This window comes from Pseudomonas sp. RL_5y_Pfl2_73 (assembly GCF_963970515.1).
Classification (GTDB): Bacteria; Pseudomonadota; Gammaproteobacteria; order Pseudomonadales; family Pseudomonadaceae; genus Aquipseudomonas.
Genome location: NZ_CAXAPD010000001.1, coordinates 163,588 through 184,293 on the forward strand (window position 1 = coordinate 163,588; position 20,706 = coordinate 184,293).

23 protein-coding genes and 1 pseudogene are annotated in these 20,706 nt (G+C 58.9%); 17 read left to right on the forward strand and 7 right to left on the reverse strand.

Annotated features, from left to right (window positions below; genetic code table 11):
- Positions 1 to 120: 120 nt before the first annotated feature.
- From AACY42_RS00725 to AACY42_RS00735, 3 genes are all read left to right on the forward strand, one after another.
- Positions 121 to 1,368, forward strand: a complete 1,248-nt coding sequence (locus tag AACY42_RS00725) for a ribonucleotide-diphosphate reductase subunit beta (protein WP_339475302.1) — start codon at positions 121 to 123, stop codon at positions 1,366 to 1,368.
- A gap of 704 nt (positions 1,369 to 2,072) precedes the next feature.
- The gene (locus tag AACY42_RS00730; protein ID WP_339475304.1) at positions 2,073 to 2,693 is read left to right on the forward strand and encodes a LysE family translocator; all 621 of its coding nucleotides are present in this window, start codon (positions 2,073 to 2,075) and stop codon (positions 2,691 to 2,693) included.
- Positions 2,694 to 2,703: 10 nt separating this feature from the next.
- Positions 2,704 to 3,690, forward strand: coding sequence for a quinone oxidoreductase family protein (locus AACY42_RS00735; RefSeq protein ID WP_339475306.1), 987 nt, complete (start codon positions 2,704 to 2,706; stop codon positions 3,688 to 3,690).
- On the opposite strand, the gene AACY42_RS00740 is transcribed toward AACY42_RS00735, so the two are convergent.
- Positions 3,670 to 4,590 (reverse strand): LysR family transcriptional regulator, encoded by a 921-nt coding sequence (locus AACY42_RS00740; protein WP_057448656.1) that lies wholly within the window; start codon positions 4,588 to 4,590, stop codon positions 3,670 to 3,672. The two genes, AACY42_RS00735 and AACY42_RS00740, sit on opposite strands and share 21 nt — an antisense overlap.
- 110 nt (positions 4,591 to 4,700) lie before the next feature.
- On the opposite strand from AACY42_RS00740, the gene AACY42_RS00745 reads away from it, so the two are divergent.
- From AACY42_RS00745 to AACY42_RS00760, 4 genes are all read left to right on the forward strand, one after another.
- Entirely contained in the window at positions 4,701 to 5,825 is a 1,125-nt protein-coding gene (locus AACY42_RS00745; RefSeq protein ID WP_339475307.1) for a fatty acid desaturase, read from the forward strand.
- 13 nt (positions 5,826 to 5,838) lie between these two features.
- Positions 5,839 to 6,294: a cobalamin B12-binding domain-containing protein gene (locus tag AACY42_RS00750; RefSeq protein ID WP_339475308.1), complete on the forward strand. Its 456-nt coding sequence runs from the start codon at positions 5,839 to 5,841 to the stop codon at positions 6,292 to 6,294.
- A 40-nt stretch (positions 6,295 to 6,334) separates the two neighbouring features.
- Positions 6,335 to 7,540, forward strand: a complete 1,206-nt coding sequence (locus tag AACY42_RS00755; RefSeq protein WP_339475310.1) for a methylaspartate mutase — start codon at positions 6,335 to 6,337, stop codon at positions 7,538 to 7,540.
- 311 nt (positions 7,541 to 7,851) lie between these two features.
- Positions 7,852 to 8,844, forward strand: coding sequence for a hypothetical protein (locus AACY42_RS00760; RefSeq protein WP_339475312.1), 993 nt, complete (start codon positions 7,852 to 7,854; stop codon positions 8,842 to 8,844).
- Positions 8,845 to 8,893: 49 nt separating this feature from the next.
- On the opposite strand, the gene AACY42_RS00765 is transcribed toward AACY42_RS00760, so the two are convergent.
- Positions 8,894 to 9,709 (reverse strand): sulfite exporter TauE/SafE family protein, encoded by an 816-nt coding sequence (locus AACY42_RS00765; protein WP_339475314.1) that lies wholly within the window; start codon positions 9,707 to 9,709, stop codon positions 8,894 to 8,896.
- A 112-nt stretch (positions 9,710 to 9,821) separates the two neighbouring features.
- On the opposite strand from AACY42_RS00765, the gene AACY42_RS00770 reads away from it, so the two are divergent.
- Together AACY42_RS00770 and AACY42_RS00775 are read left to right on the forward strand one after the other, a co-directional pair.
- Positions 9,822 to 10,598 carry an AraC family transcriptional regulator gene (locus tag AACY42_RS00770; protein ID WP_339475316.1) on the forward strand — a complete coding sequence of 259 codons (777 nt, stop codon included), beginning with the start codon at positions 9,822 to 9,824 and terminating at the stop codon, positions 10,596 to 10,598.
- A gap of 81 nt (positions 10,599 to 10,679) precedes the next feature.
- Positions 10,680 to 10,997: a helix-turn-helix domain-containing protein gene (locus AACY42_RS00775; protein ID WP_339475319.1), complete on the forward strand. Its 318-nt coding sequence runs from the start codon at positions 10,680 to 10,682 to the stop codon at positions 10,995 to 10,997.
- Between the two features lie 17 nt (positions 10,998 to 11,014).
- Here the strand turns inward: AACY42_RS00775 and AACY42_RS00780 are convergent, their stop codons facing one another.
- Positions 11,015 to 12,073: an MBL fold metallo-hydrolase gene (locus AACY42_RS00780; protein WP_339475321.1), complete on the reverse strand. Its 1,059-nt coding sequence runs from the start codon at positions 12,071 to 12,073 to the stop codon at positions 11,015 to 11,017.
- 189 nt (positions 12,074 to 12,262) lie between these two features.
- Here AACY42_RS00780 and AACY42_RS00785 point away from each other — a divergent pair, with 189 nt between their 5' ends.
- Entirely contained in the window at positions 12,263 to 12,871 is a 609-nt protein-coding gene (locus AACY42_RS00785; RefSeq protein ID WP_339475324.1) for a TetR/AcrR family transcriptional regulator, read from the forward strand.
- Between the two features lie 3 nt (positions 12,872 to 12,874).
- Here the strand turns inward: AACY42_RS00785 and AACY42_RS00790 are convergent, their stop codons facing one another.
- On the reverse strand, positions 12,875 to 13,822 hold the full coding sequence (locus AACY42_RS00790; protein ID WP_339475326.1) for a LysR family transcriptional regulator: 948 nt from the start codon (positions 13,820 to 13,822) through the stop codon (positions 12,875 to 12,877).
- Positions 13,823 to 13,836: 14 nt separating this feature from the next.
- Here AACY42_RS00790 and AACY42_RS00795 point away from each other — a divergent pair, with 14 nt between their 5' ends.
- Positions 13,837 to 14,547 (forward strand): CTP synthase C-terminal region-related (seleno)protein, encoded by a 711-nt coding sequence (locus tag AACY42_RS00795; RefSeq protein ID WP_339475328.1) that lies wholly within the window; start codon positions 13,837 to 13,839, stop codon positions 14,545 to 14,547.
- Positions 14,544 to 14,858 carry an antibiotic biosynthesis monooxygenase family protein gene (locus AACY42_RS00800; RefSeq protein WP_339475330.1) on the forward strand — a complete coding sequence of 105 codons (315 nt, stop codon included), beginning with the start codon at positions 14,544 to 14,546 and terminating at the stop codon, positions 14,856 to 14,858. Before AACY42_RS00795 ends, AACY42_RS00800 begins: the two co-directional genes overlap by 4 nt.
- 186 nt (positions 14,859 to 15,044) lie before the next feature.
- Here AACY42_RS00800 and AACY42_RS00805 read toward each other — a convergent pair whose 3' ends face one another.
- On the reverse strand, positions 15,045 to 15,371 hold the full coding sequence (locus AACY42_RS00805) for a DUF2025 family protein (protein ID WP_339475332.1): 327 nt from the start codon (positions 15,369 to 15,371) through the stop codon (positions 15,045 to 15,047).
- A gap of 243 nt (positions 15,372 to 15,614) precedes the next feature.
- On the opposite strand from AACY42_RS00805, the gene AACY42_RS00810 reads away from it, so the two are divergent.
- Together AACY42_RS00810 and AACY42_RS00815 are read left to right on the forward strand one after the other, a co-directional pair.
- A complete protein-coding gene (locus tag AACY42_RS00810; RefSeq protein ID WP_339475335.1) occupies positions 15,615 to 16,742 on the forward strand; it encodes a glycerophosphodiester phosphodiesterase in 1,128 nt (375 codons plus the stop codon).
- A gap of 124 nt (positions 16,743 to 16,866) precedes the next feature.
- Positions 16,867 to 17,172, forward strand: a complete 306-nt coding sequence (locus AACY42_RS00815) for a PepSY domain-containing protein (RefSeq protein ID WP_339475337.1) — start codon at positions 16,867 to 16,869, stop codon at positions 17,170 to 17,172.
- 79 nt (positions 17,173 to 17,251) lie between these two features.
- On the opposite strand, the gene AACY42_RS28500 is transcribed toward AACY42_RS00815, so the two are convergent.
- Together AACY42_RS28500 and AACY42_RS28505 are read right to left on the reverse strand one after the other, a co-directional pair.
- On the reverse strand, positions 17,252 to 18,019 hold the full coding sequence (locus AACY42_RS28500; RefSeq protein WP_445261532.1) for a methyl-accepting chemotaxis protein: 768 nt from the start codon (positions 18,017 to 18,019) through the stop codon (positions 17,252 to 17,254).
- A gap of 117 nt (positions 18,020 to 18,136) precedes the next feature.
- A pseudogene (locus AACY42_RS28505) lies at positions 18,137 to 18,877 on the reverse strand (HAMP domain-containing protein); the annotation flags it as partial.
- 247 nt (positions 18,878 to 19,124) lie between these two features.
- On the opposite strand from AACY42_RS28505, the gene AACY42_RS00825 reads away from it, so the two are divergent.
- The 3 genes from AACY42_RS00825 to AACY42_RS00835 all read left to right on the forward strand — a co-directional run bounded on the left by AACY42_RS00825 (position 19,125) and on the right by AACY42_RS00835 (position 20,701).
- Positions 19,125 to 20,147 carry a transporter gene (locus AACY42_RS00825; RefSeq protein WP_339475340.1) on the forward strand — a complete coding sequence of 341 codons (1,023 nt, stop codon included), beginning with the start codon at positions 19,125 to 19,127 and terminating at the stop codon, positions 20,145 to 20,147.
- Positions 20,148 to 20,289: 142 nt separating this feature from the next.
- Positions 20,290 to 20,433, forward strand: a complete 144-nt coding sequence (locus AACY42_RS00830) for a hypothetical protein (RefSeq protein WP_339475342.1) — start codon at positions 20,290 to 20,292, stop codon at positions 20,431 to 20,433.
- A gap of 37 nt (positions 20,434 to 20,470) precedes the next feature.
- Positions 20,471 to 20,701, forward strand: a complete 231-nt coding sequence (locus AACY42_RS00835; protein ID WP_339475344.1) for a hypothetical protein — start codon at positions 20,471 to 20,473, stop codon at positions 20,699 to 20,701.
- Positions 20,702 to 20,706 lie beyond the last annotated feature (5 nt).

The window sequence follows — 20,706 nt, forward strand, 5'->3', positions numbered from 1 at the left end:
CCCGTACATTTTTCTGTTTATTGCCTGCGTCAGCTGCTGCAACAAACGATTTTTCCAAGATCCACCGCGGCCAGTAGGCCTTTATCGGGCATCTGGCCCTCACGCAGGAGACGACACGTCATGCTGAGCTGGGACGAATTCGACAAAGAAGACGGCGAAGTTGCTGTAAAAGGCGCCAACGCCGGCCACGCTTCTGAAGCCAACATGGACCGCCTCGACAGCGCCGGCGGTGCCGCCGCCCTCGAAGCCCGGGCCGTGACGGCCAGCGACTCGGCCGCGATCATTCGCGCCAAGGCCGCCCTCGACAAACTCGACGTCGCCGAAGGCCTCGCCGAACTCGAAGGCGCCTCTGCCCGTGTCGCCGTCGATGAAAAGCGCATGATCAACTGCCGCGCCGACCTCAACCAGCTCGTGCCGTTCAAATACGACTGGGCCTGGCAGAAGTACCTGGACGGCTGCGCAAACCACTGGATGCCGCAAGAAGTCAACATGACCGCCGACATCGCCCTCTGGAAAACCCCGGAAGGCCTGACCGACGACGAGCGCCGCATCGTGATGCGCAACCTGGGTTTCTTCTCCACCGCCGACTCCCTGGTTGCCAACAACCTGGTCCTGGCCGTGTACCGCCTGATCACCAACCCGGAATGCCGCCAGTACATCCTGCGCCAGGCGTTCGAAGAGGCGATCCACACCCACGCCTACCAGTACTGCATCGAATCGCTGGCCATGGATGAAGGCGAGATCTTCAACATGTACCACGAGATCCCATCGGTCGCGAAAAAAGCCGCTTGGGGCCTGAAATACACCCGTTCGATCTCCGATCCGAAGTTCGAAACCGGCACCCCGGAGACCGACAAAGAGCTGCTGCGCAACCTGATCGCTTACTACTGCGTCCTGGAAGGCATCTTCTTCTACTGCGGCTTCACCCAGATCCTTTCCATGGGCCGCCGCAACAAAATGACCGGCGTCGCCGAGCAGTTCCAGTACATCCTGCGCGACGAATCCATGCACCTGAACTTCGGCATCGACGTGATCAACCAGATCAAAATCGAAAACCCACACCTGTGGGATGCCGAGATGAAGGAAGAAGCGACCCAGATGATCCTGCAAGGGACCCAACTGGAAATCGAATACGCCCGCGACACCATGCCTCGCGGCGTGTTGGGCATGAACGCGGCGATGATGGAGGACTACCTCAAGTTCATCGCTAACCGTCGCTTGTCGCAGATTGGGTTGAAGGAAGAGTACCCAGGGACGACTAACCCGTTCCCTTGGATGAGCGAGATCATGGACTTGAAGAAAGAGAAGAACTTCTTTGAGACGCGCGTGATTGAGTATCAGACGGGTGGGGCTTTGAGCTGGGATTGATTCGAAAGAAAAATCCTAGGCTCCACGCGTAACTAAAAACCCCGTGAAAACGGGGTTTTTTGTATTCAACGGAACCAAAGCCGCGTTTAACTTCAGGACAGGCACGCCACCTCTGCCCTACGAAAAACTCAGAATCTTTCCGCATTGACGCCGTATCGCCTCGTTACTTATCTTAGTCGCAGGTGCCTAAGAAACGCCCAACGTAGTAGCTAACCGCCGAACATAGAACCGCGTACTGTCTAAGGACATTTGCAACTCTGTGTGGAGAAATAGCTAGTTGGGATTTTTCTTACATCCTCTACGTCGGGCTCGCGCCGCTATGTCACATGTTGCATGACGATGTCGTCGATGATCACCCTGCGTCGTTCACCCGTGTTCTCTTTCATCGAAACTCTATTGGTTGTTTCGGCAATATATTGCCGGTTAGCTGGAAGGCCAGGCTATAACCGGCATTATGATACCGATTACTTCAGGCTGGAACCGTAAAAGGGGCCACAGCCAGCGGGGATAAATCCCCTCGTCACGGGTGAGTGGCAGGCTTGATGACTGGGTTGTTTTTGGGAATCGCGAGCAGCTCACCCCCCTCCCTACCACCCTTCCCCCATTTATGAGAAACCGCCTTGCGCTCTTCGCTATAACCTTAGGAGCAACTGCGAATTAGACTTGCTGGAGTTAAATCCGCGTTTTGATTCAAGGAAGACAACATGCAAGAAATTTTCAGCATCAACTGGTTGCTTTGGCTATCGACCATGGTGCCGCTGACCCTGAGTGCAGGCCCTGGCAACTTGATGGTGGCGACGTCGGGTGCGCAAAGCGGTGTGCGTCGTTCGGTGCGGTTTATCGTCGGGCTCGACATGACCTACTTCCTGATCGCCGTGCTGGTCGGCTTGGGCCTCTATCACACGCTGACGAACAATCCGATGCTGGTATGGGCGCTACAAGTGGTGGGCAGTTTCTACATCTTGTGGCTGGGTGTGCGCATGCTGCGTCGTCCACTGAAGGCGCCCACCGACAAGGCCATGCACCTGCAATTTCGGGACGGCATTGTTGTACAACTGGGCAACGTGCAAGGAATCGTGATGTTGCTGGTGATGTTTTCCACGTTCATGCCTTCCGGCGAGACCAGCAGCACTGTCGTGTTGATCCTCAGTGCGGCGCTGATTTCGCTGAACTTCTTCTCGCACGTCATCTGGGTGTCGATGGGGTCGACCGTACAGAAACTGATCCAATCGCGCCCCAAATGGCTGATGTTTCAGAACGCTGCGTTCGGCCTGATGCTGATAGCGGTTGCTGTATGGATTTTCCTGCGCATCGGCCCGCTTTAAGGAGGCTCCCATGACCCAGACCCACGGAATTGTCTTCGCCGCCCCCGGCACACCCGACGTCATGGAATTGCGCAAATACCCGCTGCGTACTGCCGGCCCTGAAGAAATCACTGTGGCCATCGAGGCCGCCGGCGTGAATTTCATCGACCTGCACCGGCGCTCCGGCGCGCTGGACGATGGCTCAGCCTTCCCCAGGGGCTTGGGCATGGAAGGTGCGGGGCGTGTCGTCGAATGTGGATCGCAGGTGGAAAGCTTGGCCATTGGTGATCGAGTGGCCTTCGTCGACAGCTCGACCGGCAGCTACGCCGGTCACGCGGTCGTTCGCGCTTCGCGGGCGATACGCCTGCCCGATGACGTGCCGAGCGAAGTCGCGGCAGGCGTCGTATTCAAAGGGCTGACGGCCGAATATCTGACGCATCGCTGCGTGCCGCTGGCGCCTGGTGACTTTGTGGTATGGCACGCGGCGGCGGGCGGCGTGGGCAGCATTGCCACAAGCTGGCTGGTCGCTCGCGGGGTGCGCGTGATAGGTCTCGCTTCGACCGAAGCCAAACGCCGCCAGGTTCTGGATGCGGGGTGCATCGCGGCCCTCGACGCCGAAGCGCCAGATACACTTGGATTGATCCGTGAATTGACTGGTGGCAAAGGCGCCCATGTCGTGTTCGACTCCATCGGCAAAGATACCGTAGAGCTGTCATTGGCGAGTTTGCGCCCGCGCGGCCACCTCGTGTTGTTTGGCAATGCTTCGGGCGACGTGACGGATTTCAACCTGTCCCGCCTCGGGCAAATGGGCTCGCTGCATGTGACGCGGCCGTCGTTGAAGCATTACATCGGCGACAACGCTGAATTGACCCGCGCGGCCGCGCGGGTGCTGCAAGCGGTGTCCAGCGGCGCGATTCGTTTGCCGCGAATAACGCACTTTCCCCTCGTGCTGGCTGCCCAGACCCACTGCGTCATGCAATACCGCCAAACCCAGGGTTCATTGATTCTGGTGCCATGACCTGGCGGTAAGACGGCCGTCAGTGCAGGCGACCGCTTTGCCGTGAAACAGCTCCGTCAGATACTCCACCACTCGATCAACGCGGCTCACACCCTGGGTCGCCTGATTGCGCAGCAACCAGATTTCCGAGCTACGCGCAGGGCGATTGGCCAATACCTGGCACAGACCGGACTGATGTCCGACATAGACGGGTAACGCGGCAATCCCCAGATTGGCCTCGACGGCCTTGAGCTGCGCATTCAGGTTTGAAACGCGCATCCACAGCCTCTGGTCTCCGGCCATTTCGTTCAACCATTGGGCGAGCGGCATATACGACATTTCTTCGGTCCAGCCGATCAGGCTGTGGTGCTTGAGGTCGGCGGGTTCGGCCGGCAGACCGTTGGCATCGGCATAAGCCTGGGAGCAGAAAAGCCCCTGCATCAGTGTCCCGACCCGACGCATGGTGAAGTTACCGTTCTCCGGTCTGCGCAAGCGGATAATGATATCGCTGTGGCTCTGTGTGAGTTTCGACGACACCGCCGAATTAATGAAGTCGAAGCTGATCTCGGGGTGCTGATCATGAAATGCCGCGAGTTGCGGAATGATCAAGTGCGTGCCCATGAGTTCCGGACAATCAATGCGCACCTGTCCCGCCATCCGATCACCCGGTTGCGACATCTGCCGCTCGATCAGTTTGAAACGCTCCTCCGTTTCCAGTGCCAATGGCAACAATGCCCTTCCCGCTTCAGTCAGGAAGTAGCCGTTAGTCTTCTTCGAAAACAATACCGTACCGAGCGATTCCTCAAGCGCCGCGATCTTGCGCGACACCGTCGAGGCCGAAACCTTGAGCGAGATTCCGGCCTCGGTCACGTTGTTCGATTTAGCGACGAAGATAAAAACCTTCAGATCATCCCAATCCATGTCGATGACATACCCAAAAATGGAAAGTCGATCCCCACCTATTTCTATTCGAAATATCCAGAGGCCACGTTACAGTTTTTGCATGGAGCAAAACCCTAGAGGAAACATGGATGATACGTAACTCAATGCGCGCCCTTCCAGGGTTCATGCAGCCGTTTCTGAGTTGGCTGACAGCCAAGCCTCTGCCCGAAGATCTCGATAAAGTCCGTCCTCTGAAGCCGTTCCACCATATCGTTGTGTCGGCGGGATTAATAGCCGGCGGCGCGCTCTTGGCCGGTATCGGTTATTCGCAGGCCAGCATTGCGCTGTGGCTGCTGGGCTTTGTCCTGGCCACCGGTGGCATCAAGCAGATGCAAGTGATGATCTGCCACAACTGCGCCCATGACATGGTCTTCGAATCGCGCGAGACCAATATGACCGTCGGCCGGATCATTTCCGGCGTCCTGATGCTCAAACCCTTCGATATCTACAAGAGCGAACACGCTCTGCATCACAGTTCGAAAACGCTGCTGACCGATGACGATGACACCCTCTCCTACCTGCAAAGTGTGGTGGGGTTAAAACCGTCCGACAGCATCGCCACCCTGTGGACCAAACTGGTCTCGACCGCGCTGTCGCCACTGGCCGTGCTGCGCTCGTGCTGGGGCCGATTGAAAGGCACCGCCACGGCTGCAAACCGCCGAGTTGCAGGATTGACGCTGGTCTTCTGGGCGGGCCTTGCGCTGCTGTCGGCAGCCTTGGGGCATTTCGATCTGTTCATCGTGGCGTGGGTGATTCCGATCTACGCCGGCTACCACATCAGCACCACATTTCGCCTGGCGGCCGAGCACACCTGGCCCAGCGTGGACGTGCTGGAACGACGCGGCATCGAGTTCATTTGCGAGAGCACCACCGGCGTATTTATCGGCGAAGAACTGCGCATACCCGAAGGTGCGGGAACTGTTCGACGTTTCGCCCATATCAGCGTGTGGCTGATCAAGATGCTGGCGTTCCACTTGTTTGTCCGGATGTTTGTGATGGTCGGCGATACACCGTGCCACGACTTTCATCATCGGCGCCCACGATCCAAAGACTGGCCGAACTACATTACTGCCCGCGAACGCGACAGGATCGAAGGTTCCAAACCCTTTCCCACGAACTACGCCGACAACTGGGGCTACATCAACTCGGTGACCACCAACTTTCGCAACTTTCAGCGGGCGCTCCCGTACTACGCAACCAGGACAGCCACTTAAAAGGGATTTAACGATGACTTTCAGCAAAACCGCTCTGCTCACCACCGTACCTTCGGACTCCCATAGCTGGAATCTGGTGTTCATGGAGTTCCTGCTCACTGACATTGGCTACAACGTCGAGAACCAGGGACCGAACACCCCCATGGATGAGGTGATCGCGCGGCTCAACCGCCACGCCAGCGCCATGGTTGTCGTCAGCACGGTCAATGGCCATGGCTACATCGAAGGCGCTGAACTCGCGCGGCGTATTCGTAGCGAAACCAAACACACCGACGGGGTGTATATCGGCGGCAAGATCTGCACCGAAAACGATCCCCAGACCATTGCCCGACATAGCGACACACTGCGCGCCGCAGGTTTCGATGAGGTGTTCGACGACAGCGTGGCCAACAGCTTCGATGCCTTTCAGGAACTGGTGTCTGCCCAGTTGTATCCAGAGCATTACGTGGAGAAACGGGTCGCTCGCTGACCCGTAGCCCCTACCGATTCGCAGACAAAGGCAGATCAGGATGATCGATTTCAACACCCATGTTCTTGAACGCTTCAACGCGCATGGCCCGGTGCTCCAGCCGCGAATGGGCTTCAGTGACCCAGCCAGGATGCAAGCCGGTCTGGAAGCCACCGCAGCGAGCCGGGCGAATACAGTGTGCACCATCACGCTTGATGCGTTCACCCGAGTAAACAATCTTGAGGCCGCGCAACGGGCCATCGACAGCGAATCGATGCTCAACGGTTATCCGATCGTCAACCATCCGCTGGCGCAGACCCGTGCCATGATCGATCAGATTGATGCGCACTACCGCCTGCCGGTGCAGGTTCGTCATGGTTCACCCGACCCGTTGCACATTTTCAAGCGCATGGTCGAAGTCGGTCTGCCCACCACCGAGGGCGGGCCGATTTCCTATTGCCTGCCGTACAGTCGCACGCCGTTGCGCGAGGCGTTCGGTCACTGGGAGAAAGCCTGTCAGGTGCTGTCCAGCGGCGTCGACAACAGTCACATCGAAAGCTTCGCCGGCTGCATGATGGGGCAGATGTGCGACCCGGTGATCCTGATGGCGCTCAATATTCTTGAAGGGTTGTTCTTGCGCGCCCATGGCATCAAGACGCTGTCGTTCTCCTACGCCCAAGGCACCTCGCCGGTGCAGGATCGTGCGGCGGTGACGGCCCTCCAACAACTCGCGGCCGAATATTTTGCACCGGGCAGCTATCACTTTGTCGGTTATGTGTTCATGGGGTTCTTCCCGCGCTCGCTTGGCGGTTTTTGCCGAATCACTGGCGATGCGCTGGCCATGATCCGCGCCACGGGTGTGCAGCGCGTGATCATCAAGACACCGGTGGAATCAAGGCGCATTCCTCGGATAGAGGAAAATATCGCGGCGCTGGAGTACTGCGACTACTGCCTGAACACCAACGGCGTCTTACCGCAGATTCCGTTCGATTCCCAGGAACACGGGCGCGTCCTGCGCGGCGCGAAACGCCTGATCGAAGGCGCGCTGGCCCACGACAGCAACTTGTCCGAAGCCCTGCTCGGCGCCTTCGACAGTAGTTTTCTTTCGATCCCCTACTGCCTGCACCCCGACAACAAACGCGGCGCCGGCACCGTACTGACGCCGGAAAACTATTACCACGGGTTCCAGGGCGAGCGGGTGGAAAATGCCTTCTCGTTTCTGGCGGCGCTGAGGCAGAACATCCGCACCTATGACTGCGTGCTTTGATGCTGGATCGAGGCCGTCATTACCAGGTTGAAGCGCTGTTGAAAATCAGCGCTATCGACAAGGCCACTATGCGAGCGTTCGACGAGACCTGCACGGCTGCGAACGGGGACTGCTTCAGCCCAGCGGGAGCAAGCCCCCCGCCACAGGTTGATATCAGGGCGCAGGTGGGTGGCAGGCTTGATGGCGGGGTTGGTTTTGGGAATCGCGAGCAGGCTCGCTCCCACAGGGGGTTTGTGGTGTGTTGAAACTTTGGGTGCAGCCCGCCGCGTCCTTCGGTATTAATACACTTCCTCTCATGGACCCGAGCCCCGATGAAATTCGACACCGCCTACTGCCTCAGCCTCGATGCCAAGCTTTCGATCTATGACGTTCGGGATCTGAATTTCGACGAGACCATGGCCTTCGATTCGGTCAAGGAGCGCTTTCAGTGCCCCAACGATGCCTGTCGGGCGGCGTTTGATGAGGACAATCGGCTGACGACGTTCAACGCCAAGAACGTCAATTACATCCGCACGCCACATTTCAAGAATCAGCCAACTACCCGGCATATCGAGGGCTGTCCTTACGTCAGTCCGAAAACGCCGGGGTTGGGTGCGCAGAGTGGCGAGGTGGAAACGGATGACGACCGTGAAGAGCATTTTCCATCGGAGCTGTTGCTGACTCGACGTCAGTACGTGCGTAAACCGTCCGATCTGCCGAAGGATGTTGAAACAGCGACTCGGCCTACGTCGCCCACCCTATCGTCCCACGGTGATGACGCTCATTCCGTCCAAGACTCGACACCCGACAAGACCAGCGTCTTCGCCCACCCGGTGGAGTGTTTTGTGTCGAACTTCGCGGACAAGGACCTGCTCAAGCGCAAGCTGTTGAAGATTGTCGAACACACGGCGCCCTATGGATCGTTCTTCAAGAAGATCGAGTATTTGCAGGACAACAAGGGCTTGATCTACTGGGGCAAGATCAAGGAGATCAAGGATTACACGCAAAGCTTTCGCATCGATTTCGAACCCAAGGTCTGGTTCAAACAACCGGACGAGGCGAAGAAGAAGCCTTACTCGGTCAACGTTTACCTGAGCAAGAAGCTGATCGATAACTACCGCAAGCGCAAAGCGTTCCTGGAAGAGATCAAGCATGCCGTCGACAGTGACGCGCCGTTGTATTGCTTCTTTTATGGCGTGACGCCGGAGTTCAAGCAGGTGCCGAGCAAGAAGAACCCCGAAGAAACGTTCGGGGTGTTCAGTGCCAATATCGAGAACTTGGATCACTTTATTATTCGGGAGGCCCCGGGATTGGCCGATAAGTGACTTCGCCTCAGGCTAGCTGTAGCGCTATCGAGCAACACCATGCAGCGATTTATTTTATAGCTATGCCCAGCATCACACTGACCAACAATCCAATATAGACCCAAGCGTGAAGCCCATCCGGTATCCGTCCGATCCATGGCGTTGCCAGACGAATCCCCACTAACGCGCCGAGTGTCAGCACAGCGAAGGCCATCAAGTCGACGTAACCGACAAACCACGGCCCCAAATCAAATTCGGTAAACCCGGCCATGGCCATGTAAGTCAACGTCCCGGCCACCGCAACCGGCAAACTCAGCGGGTTAGCCATGGACGTTGCGCGCGACATATTCAGCCCGCAACGGCGCAACAATGGCACCGTCATGACACTTCCACCCACGCCCAGAAAAGTGGCGATGGCGCCGATGCTGATGCCGCCTGCCGATACCTCTGCCCTGCCCAATCGCCGTGGGATTACAGCGTCAGACTGTGTCAGAAAACCGCGTCTGAACAAGCAGTCCAGAATGGCTACGCCCAGATAAACGATGAAGGCATAGCGAATGACTTCGCTACTCGCCCACATCGCGGCAACAGCTCCGACGATAGCGCCCAGGCCGATGAAGCCGCCCAACGGCCACAGGTAGTGGCGAATGAGGTTACCGGCGCGGTGATGCTTGGCGGTGGCGATCAGCGCGTTGACGATCATCACGCAGGTCGAGGTGGCCACGGCGATGTGCATCGCCGATTGGCCGATAGGGTCGTCAGCGCCGTGGCTGGCGGTGAGCATGCGGTATAGCAAGGGCACCACGACGAATCCGCCGCCGAAGCCGAACAACACGGCGGTGACGCCAGTCATGCAGCCGAAAAGTGCCAGCAAGAGGTAGAACATCGCGCAGCATCCGTTAATTGAGAGAGGCCGACGATAGAGCGATGGGGCTTGGCCTGCTTCAGCAAGTAAGCCAATAATGTTTGCGTTTACGCCAATCGTTGGATACCGCTCGATGCGCAATGTTTCGATTGACCTGCTGGACGACACGCCACGGCCAGTGGTGGCTATCGGCACGGATTACCCCGACGGTCATCGGTTGCCGCGCCATACCCACCGGCGTGCGCAGTTGCTCTACGGCGCCACCGGAGTCATGCAGGTCAGCACCGCGGACGGCAATTGGGTGGTGCCGCCGCAACGGGCGGTGTGGATCCCGCCCGGGGTTGCCCATGAGGTGCTGATGCTGGGCGTCAGCACGCGAAGTTTGTATATCGAACCGTCTGCGGTAACGGCCATGGACACCCGTTGCCAGGTCATCAGCGTGTCGCCCCTGATGCGCCAGTTGCTGATGGAAGCCGTGGAACTTGCACCGGATTACGACGAGGCTGGGCGCGATTGTGCGCTGATCGATCTGCTGCTGCACGAGCTGCTGCGCAGCGCCCATCTGCCCCTGCACCTTCCACTGCCCCAAGACCCGCGCCTGCTCGGTCTGTGCCAGGCATTTCTGAAACGCCCAGACGCCCATGCCTCGCCCGTGCAATGGGCGGCGCAGTTACCTGTCAGCTTGCGCTCATTCAATCGCCTGTTCAGTCGGCAAACCACGCTGAGTTTCAGCCAGTGGCGGCAGCAGGCGTGTGTCATGGCGGCGTTGGCCCGTCTGGCCGAAGGGGATTCGGTGACGCGCATAGCCCTGGATCTGGGCTACGACAGCCCCGCGGCATTCTCCACGATGTTTCGTCGCGTACTGGGTCACGCCCCGAGCGCCTGGCTGGAGAAGACCGCCGGTCATTGATCAAAAAATGAGATTGATCGGGATTCAAAACAACTGTACAAAAACACAGTATTTTTAAATCCAACAGCTTTGGAGCACCCCATGGCCTCTCTCGCAATCAAAACCACCCTGGAACGCATCGCTGTCTATCAATTCACCCCTGCTCACAGTGCACAGGCCCGAGCCATGCTGGGCTGGAGTGTCGAGGAACTGTCCCACCAATCCGGCGTTTCGGTCCAGGCCATCCGCCGCTTCGAGACCGGTGGCGAGTTGCTCGATGTCACTCGCCTGGCCCTGGCCTTTCGCCTGGAGGCCGAGGGCCTGGTGTTCTTCCCCGGCTTCGCACCAGGGCGGGGCATGAACATCAAGGGCGCGACACCGGACCCAATGGGGCGCTCCGACTACGCAATGATTGAATAACGCCAACCCTGTGAGTGCTAGGCGATACCGGCCTGATCCTGGTACGCCGAGGGCTCCACGTCTAGCCACCAGGCGCGGCCACGTTGCGGCTGCGTCAGGGTGAATGCTTCGCCCATTTGCGGCGTGGCAATGTGAACATTGCGTTCCCAGGCCAGGGCCAGGATGCGATCGAAAGGTTCATACCAGGCATGCATCGCCAGGTCGAACGTACCGTTGTGGATCGGCAGCAGCCAACGGCCCTTGAGATCGATATGAGCCTGCAGGGTCTGCTCTGGCTGCATGTGGACGTGGGGCCAATCGACGTCATAGGCACCGGTTTCCATCAGCGTCAGGTCAAAGGGGCCATATCGTTCGCCGATGCGTTTGAAACCGTCGAAGTATCCAGTGTCGCCGCTGAAGAAAATTCGTGTGGCGCCATCAATCATCACCCATGAGGCCCACAAGGTGCTGTTGCTGTCGAACAGGCCGCGCCCGGAAAAATGCTGGGAAGGTGTCGCAACGAACTCGATACCGTCCACCTCGGTACCTTGCCACCAGTCCAACTGACGTACCTTGTTGGCGTCGACGCCCCATTTGATCAGGGTGTCGCCCACGCCAAGGGGGGCCAGGAAGTGGCGAGTCTTGGCCGCCAGCTTGAGGATGGCCTGACGATCGAGGTGGTCGTAATGATCGTGGGAAAGAATCACTGCTTCGATCGGCGGTAATTCCTCCAGGCTGATGGGCGGCTGATGAAAACGCTTAGGGCCGGCCCACTGCACAGGTGAGGCACGCTCGGAGAACACCGGGTCTGTCAGCCAGAATTTATCCCGCAGCTTGAGCAATAGAGTGGAATGGCCGAGACGGAATACGCTGTTGTTCGGCGCCGCCAGCAGCGCGGCGCGCGTCAGCGCTTGAACCTCGATGGCGCCCGAAGGCCGAGTGGTGCGCGGCTTGTGGAAGATCATGTTCCAGATGATGCGCAGGGTGGTGCCAAAGCCTTCCCGAGGGGTGAAGGCATGATTGCGATACTTGCCCTGTTCATGCCGGGATGCGTCCTGGGTGGACGGATTGTCGGTCGAAAGAGAGGGAATGGTCATGGTGCGATAACTCCAAGGGCGTCGGCGCAATTGCGCTTCGCCGTTGTGGGACGCTGGATGGCCGTTGCATGCACGCTCAGCCGCTTGACTCAAAACTACACCACTCGGTGTAGTTTCTAGATTGCATGAATCCCGGGAGCAAGTAAACTGCCGAGTGTAAGCTCTATCATCTCAACCGACGAATTGCCCATGACCGTACCGCAGCGCCTTACCGAGCGAAAACGCGAAGCCATCCTCCAGGCCGCGATTGCTGAATTCCGTAGCAGCGGTTTCGAGATCACCAGCATGGACAAGATCGCGGCGACTGCCGGCGTATCGAAGCGCACGGTGTATAACCATTTCCCGAGCAAGGAAGCGTTGTTTGCCGAAATTCTCAACCGGTTATGGAACAGCATTACCGCAGAACAGGACATGCCCTACAGCCCGCAAAAGCCGCTGCGGGAACAGCTTCAAACGTTGCTGCAAGCCAAACTGAACATGCTGGCGGACGAGAACTTTCTCGACTTGGCGCGCATCGCCATCGCCGCGACCATTCATTCCCCCGAGCGAGCCCAGGACATGGTGTCGCGCATGGGCCAGCGTGAAGAAGGCCTGACGGCCTGGATTCGCCAAGCCCAGGCCGATGGCCGGTTGAAACCCGGGGAGCCGGCATTTGCCGCCCAGCAAATGCATGGGCTGCTCAAGACGTTCGCCTTCTGGCCGCAGGTTTCGATGGGGCAACCCAGCCTGCCCCAGGATGAGCAGACTCGGGTGATCGAATCTGCCCTCGACATGTTCCTGAGCCGTTACCAAGTCTGAGGGTCAGCCCCACCGCAGATTGCGCCCCAACTCCTCGAACAAGGTCACCACCGAACGCAAGGCCCGGCAGTCCGGACGGGTCAGGAGCCACAGGGCCGTGTCATAACCCTCCAGCGGTTCGCCAAAGGGCATCAGGCCCTGGTGTTCCTCGACCAGAAAGTCCGGCAGCGCCGCCACCCCCAAGCCGGCTCGCACCAGTTCGGTGACCGAGAGCATGCTGTTGCAGCGATAGGCGGGCACCACGCCGGGTAGATGCTGGCGGCGCCAGGCTACCGTAGGGTGATCCGGGAGGAAATCGTCCGGTGCGATCCACGTCATGGCGGCCAGGTCATTCGCATCCACCGAGCGCAGATACGTGGTACTGGCACATACCCGGTAAGCCACATTGCCCAGATTTCGACCGACCAGATGTTCCGGCGGTGTACGGGTCAGACGCAATGCAATGTCGGCATCGCGGCGGCTCAGGTTGGCGAAGTCGTTCGAGGTGCTCAGCTCAAGGGCCAGCGCCGGATACGCAGGCATGAAGCGCGCCAGTGCAGGCAGCAACAAGGCTTGCAGGACCGAGTCACTGCACGTCAGGCGCACCGTCCCGCTGATGACCTCACCGCCCTGCTCCACACCCACCCGCGCCGCCTCCAACGCCTGTTCGGCGCGCTCGGCTTGTTCGGCCAGTGCCTGGGCCAGGCTCGTGGGCAAGTACCCGGAACGGTTTTTTTCAAACAAGGGCTGGCCCAGGGCCGCCTCCAGTCGACGTACCGAACGAAATACCGTGGACACGTCTACCTGCAGCAACCGAGCGGCCCGGGCCAGTGAGCCACCACGGACCAGTGCCAGGATCAGGGACAAGTCGGAATAGTCCAGACGATAGTGCGCTGCTGCATTGATCACTTGGATAAACGCCAATATTGATTGCGTGAACGCCAATCTATAGTGGCGACCAGGAATCAACAAGCGGCGAGTCTCTCATGGAAAAACAGCGTCCTTTACACATCGCCCTGGTCGGCGACCACGACCCACACATCACCGCTCACCGCGCGATCCCCGTCGCACTTGAACTGGCCGGTGGGCAAACCGGCCATGACATTCGCGTCCACTGGCTGGCAACGCCGCTGATCGCCGACAACGCTGTGCTAGAGGGCTTCGACGGTATCTGGTGCGTGCCGGGCAGTCCCTACCAAAACGAAACCGGCGCCTTGCAGGCGATTCGTTTTGCCCGCGAACAGCGTCGCCCTTTCCTAGGCACCTGCGGTGGTTTTCAACATGCCGTGCTGGAATACGCCCGCAACGTGAGGGGGTGGGTCGATGCCGCCCATGGCGAAAACGATCCCGAGGCTGAACGGGCGTTGCTGACGCCGCTGAGCTGTGCCTTGATCGAAACCATCGACAGTCTCCAGCTCGATGCGGACTCGTTGATTACCAAGGCTTATGGAACCCAGATGGTATTCGAGGGCTACCATTGCCGCTTCGGGGTCAACCCGGATTTTGAAAAGGACTTACTCAATCAGCGCCTGCACGCCGTGGCCCGGGACTCCGCCGGCGGCCTGCGCGCAGTGGAGCTGCAGGGCCATCCGTTCTTTGTCGCCACGCTGTTCCAACCTGAACGTGCCGCATTGGAAGGGCGCGTGCCGCCGCTGGTCAGCGCGTTTGTCAAAGCATGCGCCAGGACAACGCCATGAGCGCCCACTACTACGCCGTGATTTTCACCTCCCTGCGCACCGAGGGGGACCAAGGTTACACCGAAGCCGCCGAGCGCATGCTGGTCTTGGCTCGAGAGCAGCCGGGGTTTCTCGGCGTCGAATCGGCGCGCGGCGAAGATGGCTTGGGCATCACCGTGTCCTATTGGAACAGCGAAGCAGCGATCCTGGCCTGGAAGCAGCATCCCGAACACAGCGCGATCCGCGAGCGCGGCCGCTCCACCTGGTATGCCCATTGCCACACGAGGGTGTGCAAGGTCGAACGCGATTATGCGTTCCGCCGCCAAACCTGATGCCAGGATACAAAACCTGTGGAGGGCCGGCGGTTACCACAAATCCCCTGTGGGAGCTGAGCTGGCTCGCGATAGCGGTGGGTCAGCTTGCTGCGATGTTGAATGTGCCGCCGCCATCGCGGGCAAGCCTTGCTCCCACACTGAATCTCGCTCCCACAGGATCTCTGTTCAATTCAAGATTGAGGCTCAGCCTGCCACCAACTGCCGCACCGCCACGATTTCCGGCAGGTCGCTGCGGGCCATGTACACCCGCAAGGGTTCGCAGAGGTTGATCCGGTCGTCGATGTGCTGGTCCAGCAGCAACTGGATCCGCTCGCGTTTGAGGGCCATGGTGCCGTCCGCCACGGGAGCCCAGACAAATTCGCAGGTAGGGATGATGCCGTCGTCGGCCACGTCCATGCCGAAGGCGTCTTCGCTGAAACGTACGATGTATTGGCCGGTCTTGCGGTTCAGGCCAACAAAGCCCTTGAGCTGGTCGGCGGCCTGGCAGATGAATGTCGAAGTGGTGCGCATGGTAAACCTCACGGATGCGTCTCGCAGGACGTCTGATCAATGGTTTACACACAAGGCAAGTGAACGATGGTTTCAGGTTTCCCTCTGCCGGGGAAACTGGTGCGCCAAGGGTACTGCAAAGCATCCCGAAAATGCGTGGGAAAAATCTGCTTTACACATATTTATGTCGATATGACGATAGCGCCGCCTGCGTTCAGTTGCTAAAAGATAGCTCTTTGCAAAACCTACGAAAGGATCTCGAGCATGCCTGTCACCTTCATCCGCAGTGCGTTGATGCTGAGCCTGTTGCTCGGCTTCGGTCAGGCACAGGCCTCCGAGGCCCCGAGCCCCAAGGCTTTGGCGGCCCTCCAGGGGATTCCTCATCCCGCCGTGATCGCTCACCGCGGCGCCTCGTTCGACGCGCCGGAAGCAACCGCTGCCGCCTACAAGCTGGCCCGCGACCTGGGCGCCGACTACCTGGAACTGGACCTGCAACGCAGCAAGGACGGCGTGCTGTTCGTCCTGCATGACGACAGCTTGCTGCGCACCACGGATGTCGCGGTCAAATTCCCCGAGCGCAAGGACAGCACCGCCAACGAATTCACCATGGCGGAGCTCAAAACCCTCGATGCCGGCAGTTGGTTCAACACCGCTTACCCGGACCGCGCGCGGCCTTCGTTCGTGGGCTTGAAAATCCTGACCCTCGATGAAGTGATCAATATCGCCGAGGGCAACCCGCAGCAAAAACCCGGGCTGTACATCGAAACCAAGGAGCCGAAGCTGTTCCCCGATATCGAGCGCGACCTGAAGGACAAATTGCAGGACCGTGGTTGGCTGAGCCCGGCCGGGTCAAAACTGGCCAAGCGGGCCACGGGGGTCGGCCAGGGCAAGGGCAAAGTGGTCTTGCAGACCTTTGAAAAGAGCAGTCTCGAACTGCTGCACAAAGAGATGCCAAAGGTGCCGAAGATCCTGCTGTTGTGGGTGGGCGAAGGCAACATCGAGCCCAAGTCCAAGGTACCTTTTGCCCAGTCCGGCGAAACGGACAAGGCCGCCTATTACGCCAAGCAAGAACCCAAGGACAAGGCTGAATTCGAGCAGTGGGTCCAGTATGCCAAGGCCCACGGCGCCATCGGCACCGGTCCTTCGGCGATGTTGACCCACGGCGGCAGCCAGAGTTACGCGGACCTGGTGCAGCCATGGATGAACCAGTACACCCATGACCAAGGTTTGCTGGTACATGTCTACACCGCGGATGAACCTGTGGACTTCAAGAAAGTGATGGATGCCGGCGTCGATGGCATCTTCACCAACCGTGCCAGTGAACTGCTCAAGTACCTCCAGCGTCCCGAGACAGGCAGCGTGGTGCAACTATTGGAAAAGAACGGCTACTGAGTCGCAAGACAGTTGCCAGGCAACTTGCTTCAGGTTTTTTCGAATTAAGGGTGAATTAAGTTGCCACAGTTAATCTGAACCCACTTAAAACGACTCACCCTTAACGACACCAAGGAAAGATCTCATGAAAACGTTGACTGCCCTGTTTACCGCTGTTGCCTTGACCCTGACTGCTGGCCTGGCCCAGGCGGATGTTCGCGTCGATCAAATTTCTCAACTGGTCAAGGACGACAAGATCAAGTCCCTTGAATCGATGAACGAAGAAGCCCTGAAGTTGCACCCGGGCGCCACCATCACCGACACCGACCTGGATAACCACTTCAACGGTTATGAATATGAAGTCGAATTGAAAACAGCCGACGGCAAAGAGTTCGATGTTGATTTCGATGCCTCGACCGGCAAAGTCTTGAGCAACAAGCAAGACACTTGATCCATCAGTAAAAAAGAGCCGCGCAACCTTAGGGTTGCGCGGCTCTTTTGCATTTATCGATACCTGTCGCGAACGACCGTCAGGCACTCAACCTCGCCGTCACTTCATTCAACTGTCCCGACAAACCGTGCAAATCCCGACTGGCGGCTTCGGTACGCTGCACATTGTCCAGGTTAGTGCTGGCAATGCAGGTGATTTCAGTCAGGTTGCGGGAAATGTCTTCGGCCACGGAAGTCTGCTCTTCGGCTGCGGTGGCGATCTGGCGGTTCATGTCACGAATCGCTTCGACAGCCTGGGTGATGCGTTCGAGCATCACACCGGCCTGGGTCACTTGCTCCACACTTTCTTCGCTGCGCGACTGCCCACTCTCAATGGCATGGGCCGCGTCCACCGCACCCGTTTGTACGGTCTGGATAATCTGGTTGATCTCGATGATCGACGAGGCCGTGCGTTGGGCCAGGCTGCGCACCTCATCGGCGACTACCGCGAAACCGCGCCCCGCCTCCCCGGCCCGCGCGGCTTCGATGGCAGCATTGAGGGCTAACAGGTTGGTCTGTTCGGCGATCCCGCGGATCACCTCCAACACCTTGCCGATGCGCCCGCTGTCGGTTTCCAACTGACGGATGACCTTGGCCGTGTTGGCGATCTCGCCGCGCATCCGGGTGATGGTGTGGATGGTCCCCTGCATGACCTTCCCGCCCTGCTGCGCCGATTGATCGGCATCATCGGCCGCCTGCGCGGCATCGACGGCATGGCGTGCCACTTCCTGGGCTGTGGCGGACATTTCGGTCATCGCCGTCGCCACCTGATCGGTGCGTTCGAATTGCTCGCTGGTGCCCTGGCCCATTAAGCGGGCAATGGCATTGAGCTCACCGCTGGCACCGTCCAGTTCCGTGGCACTGCGTTGCAGGCGGCTAAAGGTTTCGGCAAGGAAATCGCGCAACGTGTTGGCCGCTACCGCCAGATTGCCCAGCTCGTCCTGACGGTTGCTCGTCACACGCTCGGCGAAATGCCCATGGCTGAGTCGGGTCACGTAGTCGATCAGTTTACGGATCGGTTGAACCAGGTTGCGATTGACCAGCCACAGGCTGAACAACCCAATCAGCACGCCCGACACCAGCATGATCACGGTGCCCAGCATAATCGTGCGATCGGCGCCGGCGCTGATCAGCGTCGACTCCTCGATGCCCAGCTTGCGCAGCTCCACCACCAGCGCACTCATCTGTTCACTGGCAGCACGGTCCATGCCCTTTACCGCCGCATCGCCCGCCGCCGAATCGCCACCGGAGGCGACAAATGCGTCACGGCCTTTTTGGTAGGCCGCGCCCAACTGACGATGCTCATCGCGCAGGGCCACGATGCGGGTCTTGATTGGCGCCGGCACACCTTCATGCCCGCTCAATTGGCCAAGGATGTCTTGGACCTCACGCTGACGTTCCTCGAACTGCCTCCAGTATTTATCCAGGTCCGCCGTCTGCTTGCCGCGCAGCAGGACATTTTTCCATTCCTGCACCTGCACCTTGAACTGTAGGTTGGCCTCGTCAATCAACTGCGAGGCACGCAATGGTCCATCGATCAGGTTGCGATAGTTCTGGACACCATTGGAAAGGAAATGAAAGGACGCCAGAGCGATCAGCAACATCGCCAGCAGGCTGCCGCTCAACAGGGCAAGAATCTGGGCTCTAAGGGACTTCTGTAAAATCATAGGGAGCAATCTCTAAGCAAAAACAACGGAACGACGTCCCGACCTCCATGTCGCAACACACCGCATCGCAGGGAGGGGTACGCACATACCATCGGCCTGCCTGGGACATTCTTGAACCTTGGCGACTGCCGGTAGCGCCAGCTTGGCGGTGCGAATGGAACGGTCACAAAACCATCAAGAAAACTTGCGAAGATGGCGCTCAAGTGAGCCTGTAGGCGCGACGGGCACTTCCCGCCAGCGAGACGTCATGAACCACAGCATCGACCAAAGCCACCGTGATCCGGACCTGTTTGGCCTGCTTTACGGGTTTCGTTTCCGCCCCGGCGCACGCGGGCAGGAGATCGATTCGGCCCAGGCCTTACGGTGCCTGCAACACCCGCAAGACTCGGATGAGTTCCTCTGGCTGCACCTGAACCTGGCTCATGCCGCCTGCGAGCGCTGGATGAAAAGTCACCTGGCCCTGCCCCAGGAGTTTTTCGAAGCCTTGCACGAAGGCTCGCGCTCGACCCGCATCGAGCATGTCGACTCGGCGTTGCTGGCCGTGGTGAACGATGTCGTGTTCAACCTCAGCAACCTGGTGTCCTCGGATGTCTCCACATTATGGGTTTGCGTGCACAGTCGATTGATCGTCAGCGCGCGGCTGCAACCCCTGCACTCGGTCGACAAGCTGCGCTCGTCGGTGAAGGCCGGCGAATGCTTTCGCTCGCCAGTGGAGTTACTCGTGCACTTGCTACGCGATCAGGGCGAAGTGCTGACCCAGATCGTGCGCAAGACCAGCCTGAGTGTCGACCAGGTCGAGGATCAGTTGCTGTCCTCGCGGCTGTCCACCAACCGCGCCGAGCTGGGCAGCAACCGCCGGGTACTGGTGCGCCTGCAGCGCTTGCTGGCCCTGGAGCCGGGTTCATTGCTACGTCTGCTCAACCGTCCGCCGCAATGGTTGCAGAAAGAAGACGTCAAGGAACTGCGCAAATCCACCGAGGAGTTCGCCCTGATCATCAACGACCTCACCGCGTTGAGCGAACGGATCAAGCTGCTCCAGGAAGAAATCGCCGCCAACCTCAACGAACAAAGCAACCGCACCCTGTTCACCCTGACAGTGGTGACGGTATTGGCGTTGCCCATCAACATCATTGCCGGTTTCTTCGGCATGAACGTCGGCGGCGTACCGCTGGCCAGCGATCCCGAAGGCTTCTGGATCCTGGTGGCACTGGTGGCGACCTTCACGTTGATTGCCGGCCGCTGGGCATTTCGCAAGCGACGTGACTATTGAACATGACGTGTCTAGACAATCCCTTTTGTCGGCCCGACGGGATTTAAAAGTCTTTTTGTCATTTCTCCTGCTGTATCCTGCAAAGGCTTTGTAAAAGCGCGGATCTACCAGATCTATCCACAGACTTTGCGAGGAGCGCGATATGCATGAGATCCCTAATCTCCCCTTCCCTAGCCTGCACGACACTGAGCAGACGACCACGCTACAAGCCGGGGGGCAAGCAGACGTCCAGCAACCCGAGCCCAAAGAAGCCACTGAACGCCGCCAGGCCGACAGCGAAGACTGATTGACCCGCACCACCAGACCGTGTGGAAAGCGCTAAGATGCGTTTTCCACACTGCCTGAATCCCGAGCCCTCTATGACCAATGACACCCCTCCATTCAGCGAAGCCCAGGCCAGTGTGCTGATCGGCACTGCCGAGAAAATGGTCGAGATCTGGACCCGCCTTCCGGCCGAGAAACAAGCGGCCCTGCTGGCGCGCTTTGGCAGCGAAGAAAACGCCATCGCCGCACTGGTCACCACACACTTGGTCAGCGGTGAGAGCGACAGCTGAGCCAC